The sequence below is a fragment of the Falsiroseomonas sp. HW251 genome (assembly GCF_050563545.1).
GTDB lineage: Bacteria > Pseudomonadota > Alphaproteobacteria > Acetobacterales > Acetobacteraceae > Falsiroseomonas.
In genome coordinates, this window is the sequence record NZ_JBNXUM010000001.1 from 23971 (window position 1) to 41369 (window position 17399).

General features: G+C 73.4%; 19 protein-coding genes. 9 read left to right on the top strand and 10 right to left on the bottom strand.

Annotation, left to right across the window (positions count from 1 at the left end):
* Positions 1 to 39: 39 nt before the first annotated feature.
* The 3 genes from ACLF3M_RS00125 to ACLF3M_RS00135 all read right to left on the bottom strand — a co-directional run bounded on the left by ACLF3M_RS00125 (position 40) and on the right by ACLF3M_RS00135 (position 1310).
* Positions 40 to 435 (bottom strand): hypothetical protein, encoded by a 396-nt coding sequence (locus ACLF3M_RS00125; RefSeq protein WP_430654796.1) that lies wholly within the window; start codon positions 433 to 435, stop codon positions 40 to 42.
* Between the two features lie 21 nt (positions 436 to 456).
* Positions 457 to 825: a hypothetical protein gene (locus ACLF3M_RS00130; protein WP_430654797.1), complete on the bottom strand. Its 369-nt coding sequence runs from the start codon at positions 823 to 825 to the stop codon at positions 457 to 459.
* 65 nt (positions 826 to 890) lie between these two features.
* Entirely contained in the window at positions 891 to 1310 is a 420-nt protein-coding gene (locus ACLF3M_RS00135) for an Rrf2 family transcriptional regulator (protein ID WP_430654798.1), read from the bottom strand.
* A gap of 91 nt (positions 1311 to 1401) precedes the next feature.
* Between ACLF3M_RS00135 and ACLF3M_RS00140 the strand changes: the two genes are divergently transcribed.
* Positions 1402 to 1875 carry an MmcB family DNA repair protein gene (locus ACLF3M_RS00140; protein ID WP_430654799.1) on the top strand — a complete coding sequence of 158 codons (474 nt, stop codon included), beginning with the start codon at positions 1402 to 1404 and terminating at the stop codon, positions 1873 to 1875.
* A gap of 308 nt (positions 1876 to 2183) precedes the next feature.
* Here ACLF3M_RS00140 and dgt read toward each other — a convergent pair whose 3' ends face one another.
* The 3 genes from dgt to ACLF3M_RS00155 all read right to left on the bottom strand — a co-directional run bounded on the left by dgt (position 2184) and on the right by ACLF3M_RS00155 (position 5934).
* Complete coding sequence (dgt, locus tag ACLF3M_RS00145; protein WP_430654800.1) at positions 2184 to 3503, bottom strand: dGTP triphosphohydrolase; 1320 nt, start codon at positions 3501 to 3503, stop codon at positions 2184 to 2186.
* A gap of 154 nt (positions 3504 to 3657) precedes the next feature.
* Positions 3658 to 5118, bottom strand: a complete 1461-nt coding sequence (gene rfaE1, locus ACLF3M_RS00150; protein WP_430654801.1) for a D-glycero-beta-D-manno-heptose-7-phosphate kinase — start codon at positions 5116 to 5118, stop codon at positions 3658 to 3660.
* Between the two features lie 102 nt (positions 5119 to 5220).
* Positions 5221 to 5934: a metallophosphoesterase family protein gene (locus ACLF3M_RS00155; RefSeq protein ID WP_430654802.1), complete on the bottom strand. Its 714-nt coding sequence runs from the start codon at positions 5932 to 5934 to the stop codon at positions 5221 to 5223.
* Positions 5935 to 6037: 103 nt separating this feature from the next.
* Between ACLF3M_RS00155 and ACLF3M_RS00160 the strand changes: the two genes are divergently transcribed.
* Positions 6038 to 7033, top strand: a complete 996-nt coding sequence (locus ACLF3M_RS00160; protein ID WP_430654803.1) for a hypothetical protein — start codon at positions 6038 to 6040, stop codon at positions 7031 to 7033.
* Entirely contained in the window at positions 7030 to 8196 is a 1167-nt protein-coding gene (locus ACLF3M_RS00165) for a hypothetical protein (RefSeq protein WP_430654804.1), read from the top strand. The genes ACLF3M_RS00160 and ACLF3M_RS00165 overlap by 4 nt, the downstream gene beginning before the upstream one ends.
* Before the next feature lie 5 nt (positions 8197 to 8201).
* Here ACLF3M_RS00165 and ACLF3M_RS00170 read toward each other — a convergent pair whose 3' ends face one another.
* The 3 genes from ACLF3M_RS00170 to ACLF3M_RS00180 form a co-directional block, all read right to left on the bottom strand.
* Positions 8202 to 8924 carry an ADYC domain-containing protein gene (locus ACLF3M_RS00170; protein ID WP_430654805.1) on the bottom strand — a complete coding sequence of 241 codons (723 nt, stop codon included), beginning with the start codon at positions 8922 to 8924 and terminating at the stop codon, positions 8202 to 8204.
* 61 nt (positions 8925 to 8985) lie between these two features.
* A complete protein-coding gene (locus tag ACLF3M_RS00175; RefSeq protein ID WP_430654806.1) occupies positions 8986 to 9336 on the bottom strand; it encodes a hypothetical protein in 351 nt (116 codons plus the stop codon).
* Positions 9337 to 9490: 154 nt separating this feature from the next.
* Entirely contained in the window at positions 9491 to 9841 is a 351-nt protein-coding gene (locus ACLF3M_RS00180) for a hypothetical protein (RefSeq protein WP_430654807.1), read from the bottom strand.
* 210 nt (positions 9842 to 10051) lie between these two features.
* On the opposite strand from ACLF3M_RS00180, the gene ACLF3M_RS00185 reads away from it, so the two are divergent.
* Together ACLF3M_RS00185 and ACLF3M_RS00190 are read left to right on the top strand one after the other, a co-directional pair.
* Complete coding sequence (locus ACLF3M_RS00185; protein ID WP_430654808.1) at positions 10052 to 10807, top strand: ABC transporter ATP-binding protein; 756 nt, start codon at positions 10052 to 10054, stop codon at positions 10805 to 10807.
* A 182-nt stretch (positions 10808 to 10989) separates the two neighbouring features.
* Positions 10990 to 11757, top strand: coding sequence for an ABC transporter permease (locus ACLF3M_RS00190; RefSeq protein WP_430654809.1), 768 nt, complete (start codon positions 10990 to 10992; stop codon positions 11755 to 11757).
* Between the two features lie 4 nt (positions 11758 to 11761).
* Here the strand turns inward: ACLF3M_RS00190 and ACLF3M_RS00195 are convergent, their stop codons facing one another.
* The gene (locus tag ACLF3M_RS00195; protein WP_430654810.1) at positions 11762 to 12274 is read right to left on the bottom strand and encodes a hypothetical protein; all 513 of its coding nucleotides are present in this window, start codon (positions 12272 to 12274) and stop codon (positions 11762 to 11764) included.
* 136 nt (positions 12275 to 12410) lie between these two features.
* Between ACLF3M_RS00195 and ACLF3M_RS00200 the strand changes: the two genes are divergently transcribed.
* The 4 genes from ACLF3M_RS00200 (at position 12411) to ACLF3M_RS00215 (ending at position 17341) form a co-directional block, all read left to right on the top strand.
* Positions 12411 to 13577: an alpha/beta fold hydrolase gene (locus ACLF3M_RS00200; RefSeq protein ID WP_430654811.1), complete on the top strand. Its 1167-nt coding sequence runs from the start codon at positions 12411 to 12413 to the stop codon at positions 13575 to 13577.
* A 29-nt stretch (positions 13578 to 13606) separates the two neighbouring features.
* Positions 13607 to 14899 carry a family 1 glycosylhydrolase gene (locus ACLF3M_RS00205; RefSeq protein WP_430654812.1) on the top strand — a complete coding sequence of 431 codons (1293 nt, stop codon included), beginning with the start codon at positions 13607 to 13609 and terminating at the stop codon, positions 14897 to 14899.
* Positions 14900 to 15097: 198 nt separating this feature from the next.
* Positions 15098 to 16387 carry an MFS transporter gene (locus tag ACLF3M_RS00210; RefSeq protein WP_430654813.1) on the top strand — a complete coding sequence of 430 codons (1290 nt, stop codon included), beginning with the start codon at positions 15098 to 15100 and terminating at the stop codon, positions 16385 to 16387.
* Positions 16388 to 16666: 279 nt separating this feature from the next.
* On the top strand, positions 16667 to 17341 hold the full coding sequence (locus ACLF3M_RS00215) for a histidine phosphatase family protein (RefSeq protein ID WP_430654814.1): 675 nt from the start codon (positions 16667 to 16669) through the stop codon (positions 17339 to 17341).
* Positions 17342 to 17399 lie beyond the last annotated feature (58 nt).

A 17399-nucleotide genomic window follows, 5' to 3' on the forward strand; every position in this document is an offset into this window, starting at 1 on the left:
TCGGGCTGACGACAGTCAGCCCGATACGGGTCTAAGAGCTCAGCGGATATCGGCGTCCGGGATCTCGGCCAGGCGGATCACTGCCTCGCGGAAGTTGACGGCTTCCCGGTCCATGGTGGTGCGCAGCATCGTGGCGAGTTTCATCGGCGGCAGCCCCTCGCCGAAGCGCTTGCGCATCATCCCGACAGCGTTGCGATAGGCCTCGTCCGGCGCCGCAGCCAGGATCGCGGCCCAGGCTTCCTCGCCCCGGATCGGCTTCGACAGATCCACCGGCGCGGTCTCCCAGCGCGGCTGGATCGCCTTCGGCGCGCCGCGCATCATCCCCATCATGTCGGGCGAGCGCCGGCGCAGGCTGAAGATCATGACCAGCAGGCCGACGATCGCCAGCCCCGCCGCGACCACGGCGAGCACCAGGGGATCCCAGTCGGCCAGCATGTCACGCATGGTAGCCCGGTGTCAGGCGGCCCGCACGACCCTGAGCGCGGCGGCCGTCGTCCAGAGCGCCAGGGCCAGCAGCCCGACGCGTTCTGCGTGCCAGACCAGGCGGCGGCGGAAGATCTCCCGTTGGCGCCGCTCGCGCGCGCCACGGGCTTCGGGGCGGGCGCGGGCCGCGCCAAGGCCGGGCGGCACGCCGCCGCCTTCCCGCGCCGACTGCCAGGCCGCCAGCAGCAGCGCCACCGCCACCGCCGCGACGAGATGCCCACCCTGCAGCAGCGCCAGGGCGGGATCGGCGGCGAGCGTCAGCATCACCGCCATGATCGCCACCGCCGCGAAGCCGAGCGGCCGCCGGATGCGTCGGTCGGTCACGCTCTCCATCGCGTCCATCACAGGTCCTCGCGGTATGCCCGCGCAAGCATGTGCGCCGAACCCGCCGGCGGACAAGAGGAAAATCAGGCCAACTCGAGGGAGGCGCGCAGGGATTCCAGCGTCACGTCCGCCAGCCGCCCTTCCATCGCCCGCTCCGCATCGTCCAGCACGCCGCGCAGCATTCCCGGCACGCGCAGCCCCAGCGGATCGGCGCCGCGCTGCGGGCCGCGATGCGTCGGCAGCAGCGGCAGGTTCGGCCGGCGCATCGCCGCCCAGACGTCGGCAAGCGTGATCGTCCCGGCCGGCCGGGCCAGCTCGGCGCCGCCCGGGCCGCGGCGGATCCGCACCAGCCCGGCGCGCGCCAACTGACCGGCCAAGCGGCGGATCACCACGGGGTTGGTCCCGACGCTCTCGGCGATGCGGTTGCTGGTGGCCTGGCCCGCGGGCTCGGTGGCGAGCAGCAGCAGGATGTGGACGGCGACGGCGAAACGTGTGGCGACCATGGTCGGGCTATCGCGCCTGCTGGCTGGGCCGCGGGGCCAAAAGGCATGCGGCGGCTTGACGAAAATGCGAACGGAGAGCGAACATCGGCCCATGGCCCAGGACATCACCGCGGCGCATCGCACCCGCGCCGTCTGCCGCGCCGCGGCGCGCTTCTGCGGCCTCAGGGGCTGGGCGCCGGTCACCGAGATGCCGCTGCCGAACGGCCGGCGCGCCGACATCCTGGCCCTGCTGCCCGATGGCGGCTTCGCGGTGGTGGAGGTGAAGTCCTGCGCGCGCGACTTCCTCGCGGACGCGAAATGGCCGGACTACCGGGACTATTGCGACCGCCTCTACTTCGCCGTGGACCTCGACTTCCCGCAGGAACTCATCCCCGACGAGGTCGGGCTGCTGGTCGCCGATGGCCCCGACGCCGCGCTGCTGCGCGACGCGCCGGCGCATCCCATCGCGCCGTCCCGCCGCCGCGCCCTGCTGCACCGCTACGCCGTGGTGGCCGCGGGCCGCCTGGCCGCGCTGCAGGACCCTGCGGGCCTCGCCGAGCTGCGCGCCGCGCTCCGCGTGGAATGAGCGCCCGGCGCGGGCGCCGGCATCAACGCCCCCCGCGTCGCCGCCCGATCCGCCCCCTTGCGGAGCCAACGCCATGCGTCCCACCCGATGTCGCTCTGTGACATGGATAAGACGATTCGACAGGCTCGACCACAGCCTTACAATGGAAGAAATGTTTTCGTATCAATCAACTTTAATAGCTGTTGTTTGGTACTCGACTTGTTACAACAGTGAATACAGTAGATGCCGCGCGCTGGACATGCCGGGACTGCCCGGCGCGGCCGAATGGCCTGCAGCTTGCCTTCCGCATTCCGGATACGAACCCCCGCCTAACCCCAGGGATCGAGCCCGCGCAGCCGCGCCGCGAGCCAGCTGGCGTAGTCGTCGGTCATCCCCGCCACGAAATCCACGGCGCAGCGGAGGTTCTCCGACAGCGAGAAATCCTCCCGCGGACGGTAGTCCTGCATCAGCGACACGACCTGGCGGTCGCGGTGCGCGATCCCCTCGAAGCCGGCCCGCGCGAAGGCCAGGCAGGCCGGCACGAAGACGTCGAGCGCCTTGCCGATGACGTCGCCGGCCGCGATCTCGAACTCCACCTTGCGGGGATGGAAGTAGATCGTGGTGCGGTTGAAGCGCCGGATCGCGGCCAGCGCCTCGCCCGCGCGGGCGTCGCGGTCGCCGAAGGCCCCGATCAGGCTCGCCGCGCTCGGCATGCGGCCGTCCAGGATCGCCTCGCGGTTGGCCACGAAGGCGTCGGCGCAGGCTTCCAGCAGCCGCCCCGTCGCGGCGGCGCGGAGATAGGCGATGCGCTGCGGGTCCGTCTCCTCGACATCGAGCCCCCGCACATGGTCGGGGATCGCGGCCACGAGGTCGCGATAGGTGCCATAGGGCACCATGCCGAGCTCCACCGCATCCTCGAGGTCGGCGAGCGAATAGACGATGTCGTCGGCCGCCTCCATCAGCCAGACCGCGGGATGGCGCGGGTTCGGGCCGGACAGTCCCGCGGCAGCGACGACTTCCCCGAACGCGTCCCGCTCCGTCGCGAAATGGCCGAACTTCACGCCTGGCCGGCCGCCGCGCCCGGCGCGGGGATCGGCGGCGTCCCAAGGGTATTTCAGGAAGGCCGCCAGCGTCGCCATGGTCAGCCGCATGCCGCCACGCTGGCGATAGCCGTCCGCCCGCGTCAGGATCCGGAAGCCCTGCGCGTTGCCGTCGAAATGCGCGAGGTCGGGATCGAGCCCGAGATCCGGATGCGCGGCCAGGAAGCGCGCCATCCACGCCGCGATCACCTCCTCCCCGGCATGGCCGAAGGGCGGGTTGCCGATGTCGTGCGCGAGGCAGGTGGCGTGGACGAGGAAGCCGAGCTCCTGCGACGTCCGCCCTGCGGCGGCGAGGTCCTCGGCGATCCGCCCGCCCACGATGTCGCCGAGCGAGCGGCCGACGGACGCGACCTCCAGGGTATGGACAAGCCGGTTGCGGACATGCGCGTTGGAGGGCAGCGGATGGACCTGGGTCTTCTTCTGCAGCCGCCGGAAGGGACGGGAGAAGACGATGCGGTCCTGGTCTATCTGGAAGTGGCTGCGGTGCGGCCGGTCCCTGCGCTCCGCCTCGAAGTAGCGCCTGTCGAGGAAGAGGCTGCCCCAGTCCACTATCGTGCCCTCAGACGCCGGGCGGCGGCTCCGCCGCCTTGGCTTCGCCGCACTTGCGGCGGCCGCCATTCGGCGGCGTCGTGCCGAAGGCACGCCCTCGGCGCAACGCCTGCCTGAAGAGCGGCAGGCATGTCAGCGCCGTGCCGGCATGCGGTCACCCCTTGATGCGCGCCACGGTCGCCGTGGTGCTCTGCCCCGGCAGCAGCTCTGCCAGTCGCACCACGCCGCCCCAATCCTGCACGAGCTCGCCGCCGACGACCTGGTCCACGGTATAGTCCGCGCCCTTCACCAACACGTCGGGGCGGATCAGGCGGATCAGCTCGACCGGCGTGTCCTCCTCGAACAGGGTCACGCAGTCCACGGAGGCCAGGCTCGCCAGCACGGCGGCGCGCGCCGCCTCGCCCTGGATCGGGCGCGTCGGGCCCTTCAGGCGCTTCACGGAGGAATCCGCATTGAGCCCGACGACGAGGCGGTCGCACCAGCCGCGCGCCTGCTCCAGCAGGTGGACATGGCCGGGATGCAGCAGGTCGAAGCAGCCATTGGTGAAGCCGATCCGCCAGCCGCGCCGGCGCCAGCGCTCCACCTGCTCCACCGCCGCGGTGCGCGCCATCACCTTGCGCAACGCGCCGCGCTCGGGCGTCAGCGCTTCCATCAGGTCGCTCTCGCGCGCGACCGCGGTGCCGATCTTGCCCACCACGATGCCGGCCGCGATGTTGGCGAGCCTGGCAGCGACCGGCAGCGCCAGCCCCGCCGCGAGCCCGGCCGCGACCACGCCGACCACCGTGTCGCCGGCGCCCGAGACGTCATGCACCTCCGGCGCCTCGGCCGGGAAGTGGCGCACCGCGCCGGCCTCGACCAGCGTCATGCCGTCCTCGCTGCGGGTGACGAGCACGGCGCCGAAGCCGTGGCGTTCCCGCAGGACCTCGGCCGCGGCGACGACCGCGTCCTCGCTGTCCACGCGCATTCCCGTGGCCTGGGCGAGCTCGTTGCGGTTGGGCGTCAGCAGGTCGGCGCCGGCATAGCGGGCATAGTCCAGGCCCTTGGGATCCACCACGACGCGGCGCCCGGCGGCGCGCGCGGCGGCGATCAGGCGCTGCGCGGTGTCGCCGGCCAGCACGCCCTTGTTGTAGTCCGACAGCACCATCACCGTGGTCGCCGCCACCGCATCGGCGGCGATGCGCACCATGCGCTCGGCCAGGCGGTCCTGGATCGGGCTCGCCTGCTCGTGGTCGGCGCGCATCAGCTGCTGGCCGGCCGCGATGAAGCGCGTCTTGGTCGTGGTGGCCCGCCCGCCCTGCACCAGCAGCCAGGGCTCCACATTGGGCTGCCCGCCGATCAGCCCCGTCAGGTCGCTGCCGGCCTGGTCGTCGCCGACCACCGAGACGAAGGCGACCGCGGCCCCGAGCGCCGTCAGGTTGCGCACCACGTTGCCCGCGCCGCCCGGCATGGCGAGCTCGCGTTCCACCGTCAGGACGGGAACCGGCGCCTCGGGGCTGATGCGGCCGACCTTCCCGTAGACGTAGCGGTCGAGCATGGCGTCGCCGACCACGAGGACGGAGGCGCGTCGGAGCTGCCGGACCGCATCCGCGAGCGCCGCGACGGGGATCTCGGGCATCGGAAGGTCGGCGGGCGCAGGGCCTTGCATGGCAGGGCCGTAGCGCAACCCGCGTATCCCGCGCAAGGCAAGGGAGTGTGGGCGGGGCCTCCGCCGGCCCGCTCAGGCGTGGAGGAAGCCGACCGTCTCCCCCTCCAGCACCGCCGCGGTCAGCGGTCCCCCGAAGACCGCGCCGGTGTCGATCCCGATGCGGTGGCCCAGCACCTCCGGCGCCCGGGACGGCGTGTGGCCATGCACCACGACGGCCGGCAGCCCGCCGCGCCAGGACAGGAAGGGCTCCCGGATCCAGGCGAGGTCCATCGGGTCCTGCTGGTCGAGCGGCAGGTCCGGCCGCACCCCGGCATGGGCGAAGAAATACCCGCCCAGGGCAAGGCTCGGGCGGAAGGCCCGGATCAGGTCGAACTCCGCCTGGGGGACCGCCGCCCAGCTCCGCATGTCGTGGGGATCGGCGCCGTAGCTCTCCAGCGTCGCCACGCCGCCATTCTCGAGCCAGAAGCCGACCAGCTCCTCCTCTGCCCGGGAATCCATCGCCGCGAGCATCATCTGCTCGTGGTTGCCGATGAGGTTCGCGACCTCGAACCCGCCGAGCGCGCGCGGATCGCGCAGCAGCGCCAGCACCCCCGCGCTGTCCTCGCCGCGATCCACGTAGTCGCCGAGATGCACCACGATGCTGCGCGCCGGTGGCGCCCCCGCCGCGTGGTCCGCGATCATCTCGTGCAGGGCGGCCAGCCGCCGCGCGCAGCCATGGGCGTCGCCAACGGCATAGACGCGCAGGCCCTCGGGCAGCCAGCCCGGTCCTAAGAAAGTTTCAAGCATCGTCGTTGCAATCTAGTGCGTCCGGGTTCCGCCGTCGCCCTCCGCCGGCGGCCCGGCCAGACACATGCCCGGGACAGGAATGCCCGACCTCGCTCCCGCCAGGATGGCGGACACTCCGGAGGCGCCGCCCGGCGGCCTCGCCACGGCGCTGCGCCACGCGCTGCGCGACGCCGCCGGCCGCGCGATGCTGCGCGTCGAGGCCGGCCCCCCGCACCGCGCCCGCGTCGTCCGCGCCCTGCTGCAGCAGGGCGCGCTGGCCGCGGGCGGGCAGGTCATGGACGGGCGCGGCGGCGACCTCCTGCTCCTCGGCGCCGAGGCGCGCCGCGCCGCCCGCCTCGCCGGGCTGCTGGACCGCATGGCCGGGCCGGGCGCGACCCTGGTCTGGTCGCTGGAGCAGGACCGCGACGCCGTGCTCGCCTATGCCGCCTCCGGCGCCGTCGCCGCGCCGCGCCCGCCGCCGGAAGGCCCGACGCTCGCCGGCCTCGACGCTGCGCTGGAGGCTCTGCCGCTCGGCGGCGTCATCCGCCGCCTGGTCGGGCTGCGCGACGGCCCGGCCGGGACGCGGCCCGACTTCATCCGCCTCGAACCCGACCGCGAGGCGCTCGCCGCCGCGATGGGGCCGCTCGGCGGGGATGCCGACCTGCTCGACCACGCGGCGCAGCGCGTCGCGGCCAGGCTGCGTGCCGCGCTCGCCGAGCCCGCCGAGGCCCGGATCCTGCTCGGCAGCGTGCGCGCCCCGCGGCTGCACCTGCCCCTGGCTGAGGCCCGCCTCCCCGGCGGCGGCCATCCGCCCGGCCTGCTCGTCGCCACCCTCCCCCTCTCGGCCGCCGCCGAGCCCGAGGCGCTCGCCGCCAGGCGCGAGGCGCTGGCCGCCGCCGGCATCGGCCTCGAGCTCGAGGGGCTGGAGGCCGGGTTGCTCGGCCTGCTCGATCCCGCGGGGCTGCCGCCGGTGCATCTGCGGCTGGCCTGGTCGCCGGGCCTGCCGGAGGCCGCCTGCGCCCGGCTCGACCCCGCCCGCGTCGCGCTGTCCGGCGCCGACACCGCCGAGGCCCGCGGCTTCGCCGCCGCCTTCGGCTTCGCGGTCGAGGCGCCGGCGTGAGGCTCGACGCCCTGATCCCCGATGGCGGGCCGCAGACCGCCATCCGCGCCGCCCTCGACCTCGCCGCCCTGGTGCGGGAGACCGTCTCGGCGGAGGCCGGGCGCGAGGTGCTGCACCTCTCCCTCGCCTCGCTCGCCGCGCCGCTGCGCCGGCCGAATCACCGCCGGCTGCTGCGCGACATGCTGGATACCGCGCTCGCCTCCTCCCGCACCCGGATCTTCGAACTGCCCAATGGCGACCTGGTCGCGGTGGCACGCGCCCCGGCGCCGGGGCTGCTGGCGGCGGAGGCGGCGCTGCGCCGCGGCCTGGACGAAGCCGGGGAGACCGGCGCGCTGCGCCGACTGCGCCTGCCCGCCGACGCCGCGGCGCTGCTCGCCACGGTCTCGGAGGCGCTCGGCCTCGAGCCCGGCGAGGCCCGCCCGATCGAGGCGCCGAGTGGCGGACGGCCGCTCGACACCGCCGAACTCGCCGCCGCCGAGCGCGCCCTGGCCCAGGCCGAGCTCGAGCCCATGACCCGGGCGCAGCAGGTCTGCCGGCTCGACCCCAACGGCGACCGGCCGGAGACGATCTGGGAGGACCGGCGGGTGGATTGGGCCGCGCTGGCCGCGGCGGTGCTGCCGGGGCGCGACCTCGGCGCCGCGCCGGGCCTGCTGCGCCGGCTACGCCGCGCGGCGGAACAGCGGCTGCTCGCCGGCATCCTGCGCCCGGCCTCGCTGCTGGCCTGGAAGCCGGTCGGGCTGGCGCTCTCCCCCGCCACGATCGAGGGCGCGGCCTTCGCCCGCTTCGCGGAATCGCTGCCCGCCGGCCGCGCGGCGGAAGTCACGATCGGGCTGCGCGCGGCGGAGATGCTGGCCGATCCCGTGGCGCTGCCGCGCCTTGCCGCGCTGCTGCGGCGCCGCGGCTTCCGCGTCGCGCTCGATGAGGTGCGCGCGGGCCTGCTGGCGATGCTGCCGCCGGAGCGGTTGCCGGTGGACCTGCTGCGGCTCGCCTGGTCGCCCTCGCTGCCCGTGGACGCGCCGCCGGCGATCGAGCCCCTGGCCCAGGCGGCGCCGGAGCGGATCGTGCTGACCGGCGTGGACCGCGCCGCGGCAATCGCCTGGGGCTGGGAGGCCGGGCTGCGGCTCTTCCAGGGCCCGCTGGTGGAACGCCGGCGGGCGGCGTAGCGCGGCTATTCCTGCGAGCGGTTGAGCAGCAGCGCCCCGCGCGCCCGGGCCGCTGCGGCATCGCAGTCGCCCGCGAGGTGAGGATAGCGCGCCAGGATCGCCTCGCGCGTCGCGACCTCCGGCACGCGGGCATGCGCGAGGCAGACCGCGCCGCCGGGGCCCCAGCCCGCCTCGAAGGGCATCTCGGTGCCCATGCCGCCGGGATGAACGACCTCGTCCTCCCACGCGATCAGCATGCCGTCGCGCGTCCAGGACTGGCCGTCGCCGCCGTAATCCGCGCGGAACATGCGCACGCAGGCCGTCAGCAGCGGGCCGAGGGCCGCCCCGCGCCAGGGCGCGTAGCCCGCGAGCACGCATTTCCCGATCGCGCCGGCGGTGCAGGAGAGGTGGAAGTCGGCGGGGCCGGCGGGCGGCACCCAGGTCAGCCGCTCGTCCCAATGGCCGGGAATGGCGAGCGCGGCGGCCTGGCCGTCGGGGCCGCGGTTGCACCAGGCACCCCCCTCCGGCCGGTCGAGCTCGTAGAGGCGGATGCCGGGCGCCCCGGCGTCCCGCGCGGCGGTGACGACCAGGCGCATCGGCGCGCCGGAGAAGCCGCGGGCGAGGATCTCCTGCCCCGGGCGGGGCTCGCTCTCGGCGCCGAGGAGGCGCCCGGCCTCGGCCGTGACGGCAAGCGGCTCGGCCAGCGCCGGCGCGGCGAGCAGCGTCAGGACAAGCAGCAGGCGGCGCATCGGGTCACTCCGGGCGAGGCTGGCGCGCCGCGGCGGGCTGCCGCGGCGCGTGAGGGGATCGTCAGTCGCGCTGGCCGTCCGGCGAGGTGCCGTTGATCTCCCGGCCGCAGGCCACCGCGTCGCGGCGCTCCGCGCCGTCCGGCGAGGTGCCGTTGCTCCAGCCGCAGACCGGCGCGTCGGCGCGCGTCGCGCCGTCCGGCGAGCGGCCGTTGGCCCAGCCGCAGACCACCACGTCGCGGCGATCGGCACCGTCGGGCGAGCTGCCGTTGGTCCAGCCGCAGACCGGGGCATCGGCGCGCGTCGCGCCATCGGGCGAGGGCCCCTGGGTGCTGTGGCCGGCATAGGCGGGGGCGGCGAGGCCGATCGCCAGCGCGGCGACGAGGGTGGCGGAGATTGAGGCGAAGCGGGTCATGGTCGGGGTCCTTTCTTGGCATCGGTGCCGCGGATCGGCGCCGTGCGGACCTTTTGACACTTCCGCGTTTCGATACGGCTTCGCTGATTTCCTCGCGTGCTGCGCGGGTTTCGCGGCTCGTGTCACGCCTGTTTCATGCGCGCCGGCGCGGGCCTCAGTCCCGCGCGTCGTCGCGGGACGTGCCGTTGCTCCAGCCGCACGCCGGCGCGTCGCGGCGGTCAGCGCCGTCAGGCGACGTGCCGTTGGCGCCGATGCCGCAGACCGTCCCGGCGCGCGTCGCGCCATCGGGGGACGTGCCGTTCTGCCAGCCGCAGGGCGGCGCATCGCGGCGGTCGGCGCCGTCGAGGGACGTGCCGTTGCCGCCGAGCGCGCACACCGTTTCGGCGCGCGTCGCGCCGTCGGGCGAGGGGCCGTTGATCGCGCCGGCCGAAGCCGGCTGGGCGGCGAGGCCGATCGCCAGCGCGGCCGCGGCGAGGGTGGCGGAGACGGAAGCGAGGCGGGTCATCGTCCTGGGTCCTTCGGCTCTGGATCCGGCGCGACGACCGCGTCCGGTGACACCCTTGTCGCAGGCCCTGGTTTCGCCACGGCTTCGCGCCGCGTTTCAGTTGTAGCGCAGCTTGTTTCGATTGTGGTGCGGGCACCGGCCGACGCGACCGGCAGTCAAGAGCCCTCCAGCCGGGTTGCCCTGGTGCCGTGGCAGCGCATATCCCGTGCCATGACAGACATCGCCCTGCGCGTGGAGGCGCTGACCAAGCGCTACCGCCCCGACGCGCCCCCCGCCGTACACGACCTCTCCTTCGCCATGCCGCGCGGCACGACCTGGGGGCTGCTGGGCGGCAACGGCGCGGGCAAGACGACGACCATCGGCATGCTGCTCGGCCTGCTGGTGCCGACATCGGGGCGCATCACGGCGCTCGGCCGCGACATGGCGACCGACCGCTTTGCCGCGCTCGCGCGGATGAACTTCTCATCGCCCTATGTGTCGCTGCCGCATCGGCTGAGCGTGGCTGAGAACCTGCGGGTCTATTGCCACCTCTACGGCGTGAAGCGGGCGGAGGCGCGGATCGGCGAACTCGCCGGCCAGCTTCACCTGGCGGAGCTGCTGGATCGCCCCGCCGGCGAGCTCTCGGCAGGCCAGAAGACGCGCGTCGCGCTGGCCAAGGCGCTGGTGAACCGGCCGGACCTGCTGCTGCTGGACGAGCCGACGGCGAGCCTCGATCCCGACACCGGCGACTGGGTGCGGACCTGGCTCGAGCGCTACCGCGCCGAGACGGGCTGCGCGATCCTGCTGGCCTCGCACAACATGGCCGAGGTCGAGCGGCTCTGCGACCACGTCATCATGCTCAAGGCCGGCCGCGCCGTGGACCAGGGCAGCCCGGCCGATCTGCTGGCCCGCTACGGCCGCGACGACCTCGAGGACGTCTTCCTCGACATCGCACGGGACCGGCAGCGCGCGGAGATGCCGGCATGAGCGCGCCGCCAACGTCCCTCCCTCGCACGCCGACTTCACCCTCCCCCGCCGTTGCGGGGGGCCGCGGCACTGCCGCGGCGCCGGAGCGGTCGGCTTCAGCCGACGACGCGCAGGCTGGATGGGGAGGGGGCAGCGGCCACCCCAACGCGGCCGCCCTCGCGCTCCGCCGCATCTGGGGCCTGATGTACCGCCATCTCGCGCTCTACCGCCGGTCCTGGCCGCGGCTGCTCGAGCTCGCCTACTGGCCCGTCCTGCAGATGATCGTCTGGGGGTTCGTCACGGCCTATCTCGCGGGGCTGCAGAACAACTACGCCTCGGTCGCCGCCGGCATCCTCCTCGGCGGCGTGCTCCTGTGGGAGGTCGCGATCCGCAGCCAGATGGGCTTCGCCATCTCCTTCCTCGAGGAGATCTGGTCGCGCAACCTCGGCCATGTCTTCGTCAGCCCCCTGCGCCCGCGGGAGCTGATCGCGGCGCTGGTGGGCATGAGCATGCTGCGCATGTTCGCCGGCGTCATTCCCGCGATCATCCTGGCGTTCTTCCTCTACGGCTTCGGCCTGTGGCGGATGGGGCCGGTGCTGGTCCTGCTCTTCGCGGCGCTGATGATCATGGGCTGGGCCGTGGCGCTCGGCGTCACCGCGCTGATCCTGCGCCACGGCGCCGGCGCGGAGCCGCTGGCCTGGTCGGTGCTGTTCGGGCTCACGCCCTTCGCCGCGGTCTTCTATCCCGTGAGCATCCTGCCGGCCTGGCTGCAGCCCGTCGCCTGGATTATCCCCGCCGCCCATGTCTTCGAAGGCATGCGGGAGGCGCTGCTGCACGGCACGATCGCCTGGGGCCATCTCGGCGCGGCCTTCGCGCTGGATGCGCTGTGGCTCGCGGTCATGACCTGGGTGTTCCTGCGCCAGCTCGAGGGCGCGCGGGTGCGCGGCGCGCTGCTGAACATCGGGGAATAGCGCGCTACTCCGCTCCCTCCCACAGCGACAGCGGCCGCGCGATCGCGTCCGGCGCGGCCAGGCTGCCGATCGAAAGCCGCACCCATCCGGCGCCGGGGTTGCGCAGCACCACCGGCCCCTCGGCCGCGAAGGCCACGCCGGCGGCGAAGGGGACGGGCTCCCCGTCGCCGCGGTCGCGGATCACCGTGCCCTGCGTCACCAGCACCAGCGTCTCCGCCGGGAAGCCCTGCGGCGCCGTCGCCGCCCCCGGAGAAAGCTCCAGGAGCGTCATGCGGAAGACCAGCTCGCCCGGGCGCGGCTCGGGCGGCAGCGGCTCGGCCCGCCAGTCCTGCGCGAAGCACGGCCCGGCCGCCGCGGCCAGCAGCGCCATGGGCAGCGCCACGCGCCGCAGCCGCGCCCCCGCCGCCCGCCAGGCCCGCCGCAGCGCCAGCCGCCGCAGCCGCGCCGCGCGCCGGCGGTGGTGGTCGAGGTCGAGCGCGCCATCCGCATGCCGCCTGGTCGTGATGCTGCCGGTCATCGGTCGGTCTCCCCTGCCCCGGCACGGCGCCGGAACGCGGGGACCATCCTGCGCAGCCACCGCCGGCCCCGCTGTGAGGCCGGCCCGATTTTTCCTTGAGAAACCCCCGATTTGCGGCCCAGCCTGCGCCATGCGCATGCGGTTCGGCGATTGCGAGCTCGACCAGGCGCGGCGGGAGCTGCGCCGCGGCGGCGCGCTGGTGCCGGTGGAGCCACAGGTCTTCGACCTGCTCTGCCACCTGATCCGCCACCGCGACCGCGTCGTCACCCGCGACGACATGATCGACGGCGTCTGGGGCGGCCGCATCGTGTCGGAATCCACGCTCTCCAGCCGCATCAATGCCGCGCGCCGCGCCATCGGCGACAGCGGCGAGGCGCAGGCGATGATCCGCACCATCGCCCGTCGCGGCCTGCGCTTCGTCGCGGAGGTCACGGAGGACGCCGCCGCGCCTGCCGCCATCACCGCCCCGCGACAGGAGGTGCGCTTCTGCCGCGCGCCGGACGGCGTGACGCTGGCGGTCGCGAGCGCCGGCGAAGGCCCGGTGCTGCTGCGCGCCGGCACCTGGCTCAGCCATGTCGAGCATGACTGGGCGAGCCCGCTCTTCGCGCCGATGCTGCGGCGGCTCGCGGCCCGCAACCGGCTGGTGCGCTACGACATCCGGGGCTGCGGCCTGTCGGACCACGAACCGGCGGAGATCTCCTTCGACGCCTTCCGCCGCGACTTCGAGGCCGTGGCCGCCACGATCGAGGCGCCGCGCTTCGCCCTGATCGGCGCGTCGCAGGGCGCGGCGCTGGCGATCGACTTCGCCGCCCGCCATCCCGACCGCGTGACGAAGCTCGTCGTCACCGGCGGCTTCGCCCGCGGCCGCAACCGGCGCGGCCAGACGCAGGAGCGCGAGAAGGCGCAGGCGATCCTGACCCTGATGCGCCAGGGCTGGGGCGACCCGCGATCGGCCTTCATGCAGATGTTCAGCGCGCTCTATGTCCCGAGGAGCTCGCCGGAGCAGCTGCACTGGTGGATCGCGGCGCAGCGCGCCACTACCAGCGCCGAGGCCGCGGTCCGCATCCGCGAGGTCATCGACGAGATCGACGTCACGGCGCTGCTGCCGCAGGTGCGCGCGCCGGCGCTGGTCCTGCATGCCCGCGGCGACAGCGTCGCCCCCTTCGAGGAAGGCCGGCTGATCGCCGCCGGCATTTCCGGCGCGCGCTTCGTCGAGCTCGACAGCGACAACCACGTCGTGCTGGAGGGCGAGCCCGCCTGGCCGCGCCTGGCCGCGGAGGTCGAGTCCTTCCTGGCGGCGTAACCCGCGCGCGCCCCGCGCGTTCTGCGCGCATGCACCCTGCCCCGCCCGCCTTCCTCTTCGCGACCGGCATCGAGAATTCCTACCCCACCATCCACCACGGCCGCACCCGCGTGGACGAGATGGAGCGCTGCCGCCACTACGATCTCTGGCGCGACGATTTCTCGCTGGTGCAGGAGCTCGGCCTGAGCTTCCTGCGCTACGGCCCGCCGATCCACCGCACCTGGCTCGGGCATGGGCGCTACGACTGGGATTTCGCCGACGCGACCTTCGGCGAGCTCTGTCGCCGCGACATCGTGCCCATCGTGGATCTCTGCCATTTCGGCGTGCCGGACTTCGTCGGCGACTTCCAGAACCCGGACTTCCCGCACCTCTTCGCGGAGTATGCGCGCGCCTTCGCGCAGCGCTTCCCCTGGGTGCAGCTCCATACGCCGGTCAACGAGATGTACATCTGCGCGCTGTTCTCCGCGCGCTACGGCTGGTGGAACGAGCAGCTCTCGACCGACCGCGCCTTCGTCACGGCGCTCAAGCACATCGTGCGCGCCAACGTGCTCGCGATGCGCGCAATCCTCGAGGTCCGCCGCGACGCGATCTTCATCCAGTCCGAGAGCACCGAGTACTTCCACGCGAAATGCCCCGGCGCGATCGGCCCGGCGGAGATGCGCAACCAGGAACGCTTCCTCTCGCTCGACCTCAACTACGGCCGCCGCGTGGACAGCGGCATGTACGAATACCTCGGGGACAACGGCATGACGCGGGAGGAGTACCACTTCTTCCTCGCGAACTCGCCGCTGAAGCGGCACTGCATCATGGGCAACGACTACTACGTCACCAACGAGCACCTGGTGGACGAGGACGCCTCGACGAGCCCGTCCGGCGAGGTCTTCGGCTATGCCGTGCTGACCCGCCACTACCACGATCGCTACGCGCTGCCGGTGATGCACACCGAGACCAACATGCGCGACGAGCCCGAGGGCAGCGCGGAGCGCTGGCTCTGGAAGCAATGGGCGAACGTGCTGCGCGTCAGGAACGACGGCGTGCCGGTGGTCGGCTTCACCTGGTATTCGCTGACCGACCAGGTGGATTGGGTCCACGCCCTGCGGGAGGACCGCGGCGATGTGGACAGTGTCGGGCTGTTCGACCTGGATCGCCGCATCCGCCCCGTCGGCCGCGCCTACAAGCGCCTCGTCGAGCAGTGGCGCGACGTGCTGCCCGCGCAATCGCTCTGCCTGCAGGTCCCGATCGTGATGCCGAGCCACTTCGACCCCGAGGGTCTGCCGGAGGGGTATTGGGCGGCACAGGCGTCGCGGCGGGCGAAGCGGTAGGCGTCGGGCGGCGTCGGCGTCCTCCGGCCTCTCGCTCGTCCCCCACCGGAGCTCCGCTTCCGGCACGACAGAAGGCGGTGGACGAAGGGGGCGGGGATCGCCGAGGCTCGCCGGCACGCCGCCGGTGCGCGCCGGGGGCAAGCGCATCGGCGCTTTTCTCGGCAGCCCCCATTCGCCCGGACCCTGGTGCATCATCCCATGGCATCCTCGTCGGAACAGAGCCCTGCCCTTGCCGCCCTCCGCCCGCAGGTCGGAACCCTCATTGTCGCGACGAGCGCCGTCCAGCTCGCGAACGGCTTCTTCAACACCTTCATCTCGCTGCGGGTCGCACAGGAACGGTTCGACCCGACGATCGCCGGCCTCGTCCTCAGCGCGTATTTCGCCGGCTTCACCGTGGCGGCGCTGTGGTGCGGACGGGTCATCGACGGGATCGGGCACATCCGCGCCTACGCCGCCTTCGCGGGCCTGGTCGTCGTCGCGACCACGACGATGGCGCTGGTGTCGGAGCCGCTGATCTGGATCGTCCAGCGCGCCGTCATCGGCTTCGGCTGTGCCGGAATTTTCGTCACGACGGAAAGCTGGCTCAACGCCAAGACCCAGCCGGCCGAGCGCGGACGCGTCTTCGCGACCTACATGGTCGGCACCTTCCTAGCCCTCGCTTTCGGCCAGCTCCTGATCGGTCCGACCGACATCACCGCCGCGGCCCCGTTCAATGCCATCGCCGCCCTGTTCGCCGTCGCGCTCGTCATGGTGAGCGCCACCCGGGCCGAAGCGCCGCGTGCGACGGCGGCCGCGGGGACGCTGCCCTTTCGCCAGCTCGCGCGCGCAGCCCCCGTCGCCTTCGCGGGCTGCGTCGTCAACGGGCTTCTCTCCGGCACCTTCTATTCGCTCGTTCCGGCGTGGATGCAGGGTGACGGGATCGACCGCGCCACGATCGCACTCTTCATGCTCGCGGCGGTGCTGGGCGGGCTCGCCTTCCAGATCCCGGTCGGCTGGCTCTCGGACCGCTTCGACCGGCGCGTGGTGCTGGCCGTCCTCGGCTGCGGCTTCGGGGCGACGGCGATCACCCTGGTCCTGCTGCCCCACCCCATCGAGGTGCTCCTGCCCGGAGCGGCGCTGCTCGGCGGCTTCCTCTCGACGCTCTATCCCGTCTGCGTCGCCAATGCGCATGACCGCATGCCGGCGGACCGGGTCCTGGCGGTGAGCAGGCAGCTGATCCTGCTGAGCGGGGTCGGTTCGGTGCTCGGGCCGCTAATCGGCGCAGGCGTCATGGGGCGCTTCGACATCGACGGCGTGCTGTATTTCATGGCCGCCGCCGCGTTCCTCCTTGCGGCGCTCGCGTTGCAGCAGAACCTGGCGACGGCGGCGCCCGCGCATCTGGAGCGGACCTTCGTCGTCCTCGGTCCCCAGGCCGCGTCGCTGGCGCACGACCCGCTCGAAAGCAACGACAACGCCCCGAGGTCGAGCGAGGTGGATTCGGCCGCCTGAGCGCCTGGATTGCCAGTGACACGAGCGGCCTGTTCCTGCTATGTTCCGTATGCTCTTTGACATGGCTGGGGCATCCCGGCCCGCATCCGACCCGCCCGTTCGGCTCCGGGCCGCTTTTGCCTGACCGTGCGCTCAGCAGACTCGGCAGTCCGGCCGGATTGCCTGACCTGACCCGCCGCTCAGCCCGTCAACGCCCCCCGCCTCAGGCTCAGGCCTTTTGTCCGAAGCATCCGTTTTGAGGGATAAAAGTCCAAAATCCTAAAGTCGTAAAATGGCCCGATGGCCGTGCCGCCGCCGTCGCGCTATGCCGCCGGCGTGACGACGACAACCCGCTTCTTCCTGATCCGCCATGCGCTGGTCGAGCCCTCCGCCCGCGCCACCATGTACGGCACCATGGATGTCGGCCTCTGCGAGCTCGCGCTGCGGCAGGAAGCCGCCGCCTATCGCTGGCTCGCCGCGCGGCTGCCGCAGCCCGCGCGCTGGCTCTGCACGCCGCTGTCGCGCACGCGGGCCACCGCCGCCGCCATCTTCGCGGCGGGCTATCCGGACACCCCGCTCGAGGTCGAGGACGGCTTCATCGAGCAGCGCCTCGGCGAGTGGCAGGGCCTGCCGCACGACGTCTTCTTCGAACGCCTGCGCCACCCGCCCCACCCCTTCTGGTCCATCCACGCCGAGGAACGCCCTCCCGGCGGCGAAAGCTTCGCCGACGTGATTGGCCGCGTCGGGCCCACGCTCGACCGCCTGGTGGCCGAGAACACGGGCGGCGACGTCGTGATCCTCGCCCATGGCGGCTCGATCCGCGCCGCCGTCGCGCATGCCATGGGCGTCAGCGCCCAGGCCGTACTGGCCTTTTCGGTCAAGAACCTTTCCCTCACGCGGCTCGAGAAGGTCGGGCCGGACTGGCGCGTCGCCGCGGTGAACGAGGAACCCTTCACCCTCCCTGCCGGCGCCTGAACGCGGGCCGGCCGGGGTTCACGCCCCCGCGACCCCCGGCGGAACGACCCCGCCTTCG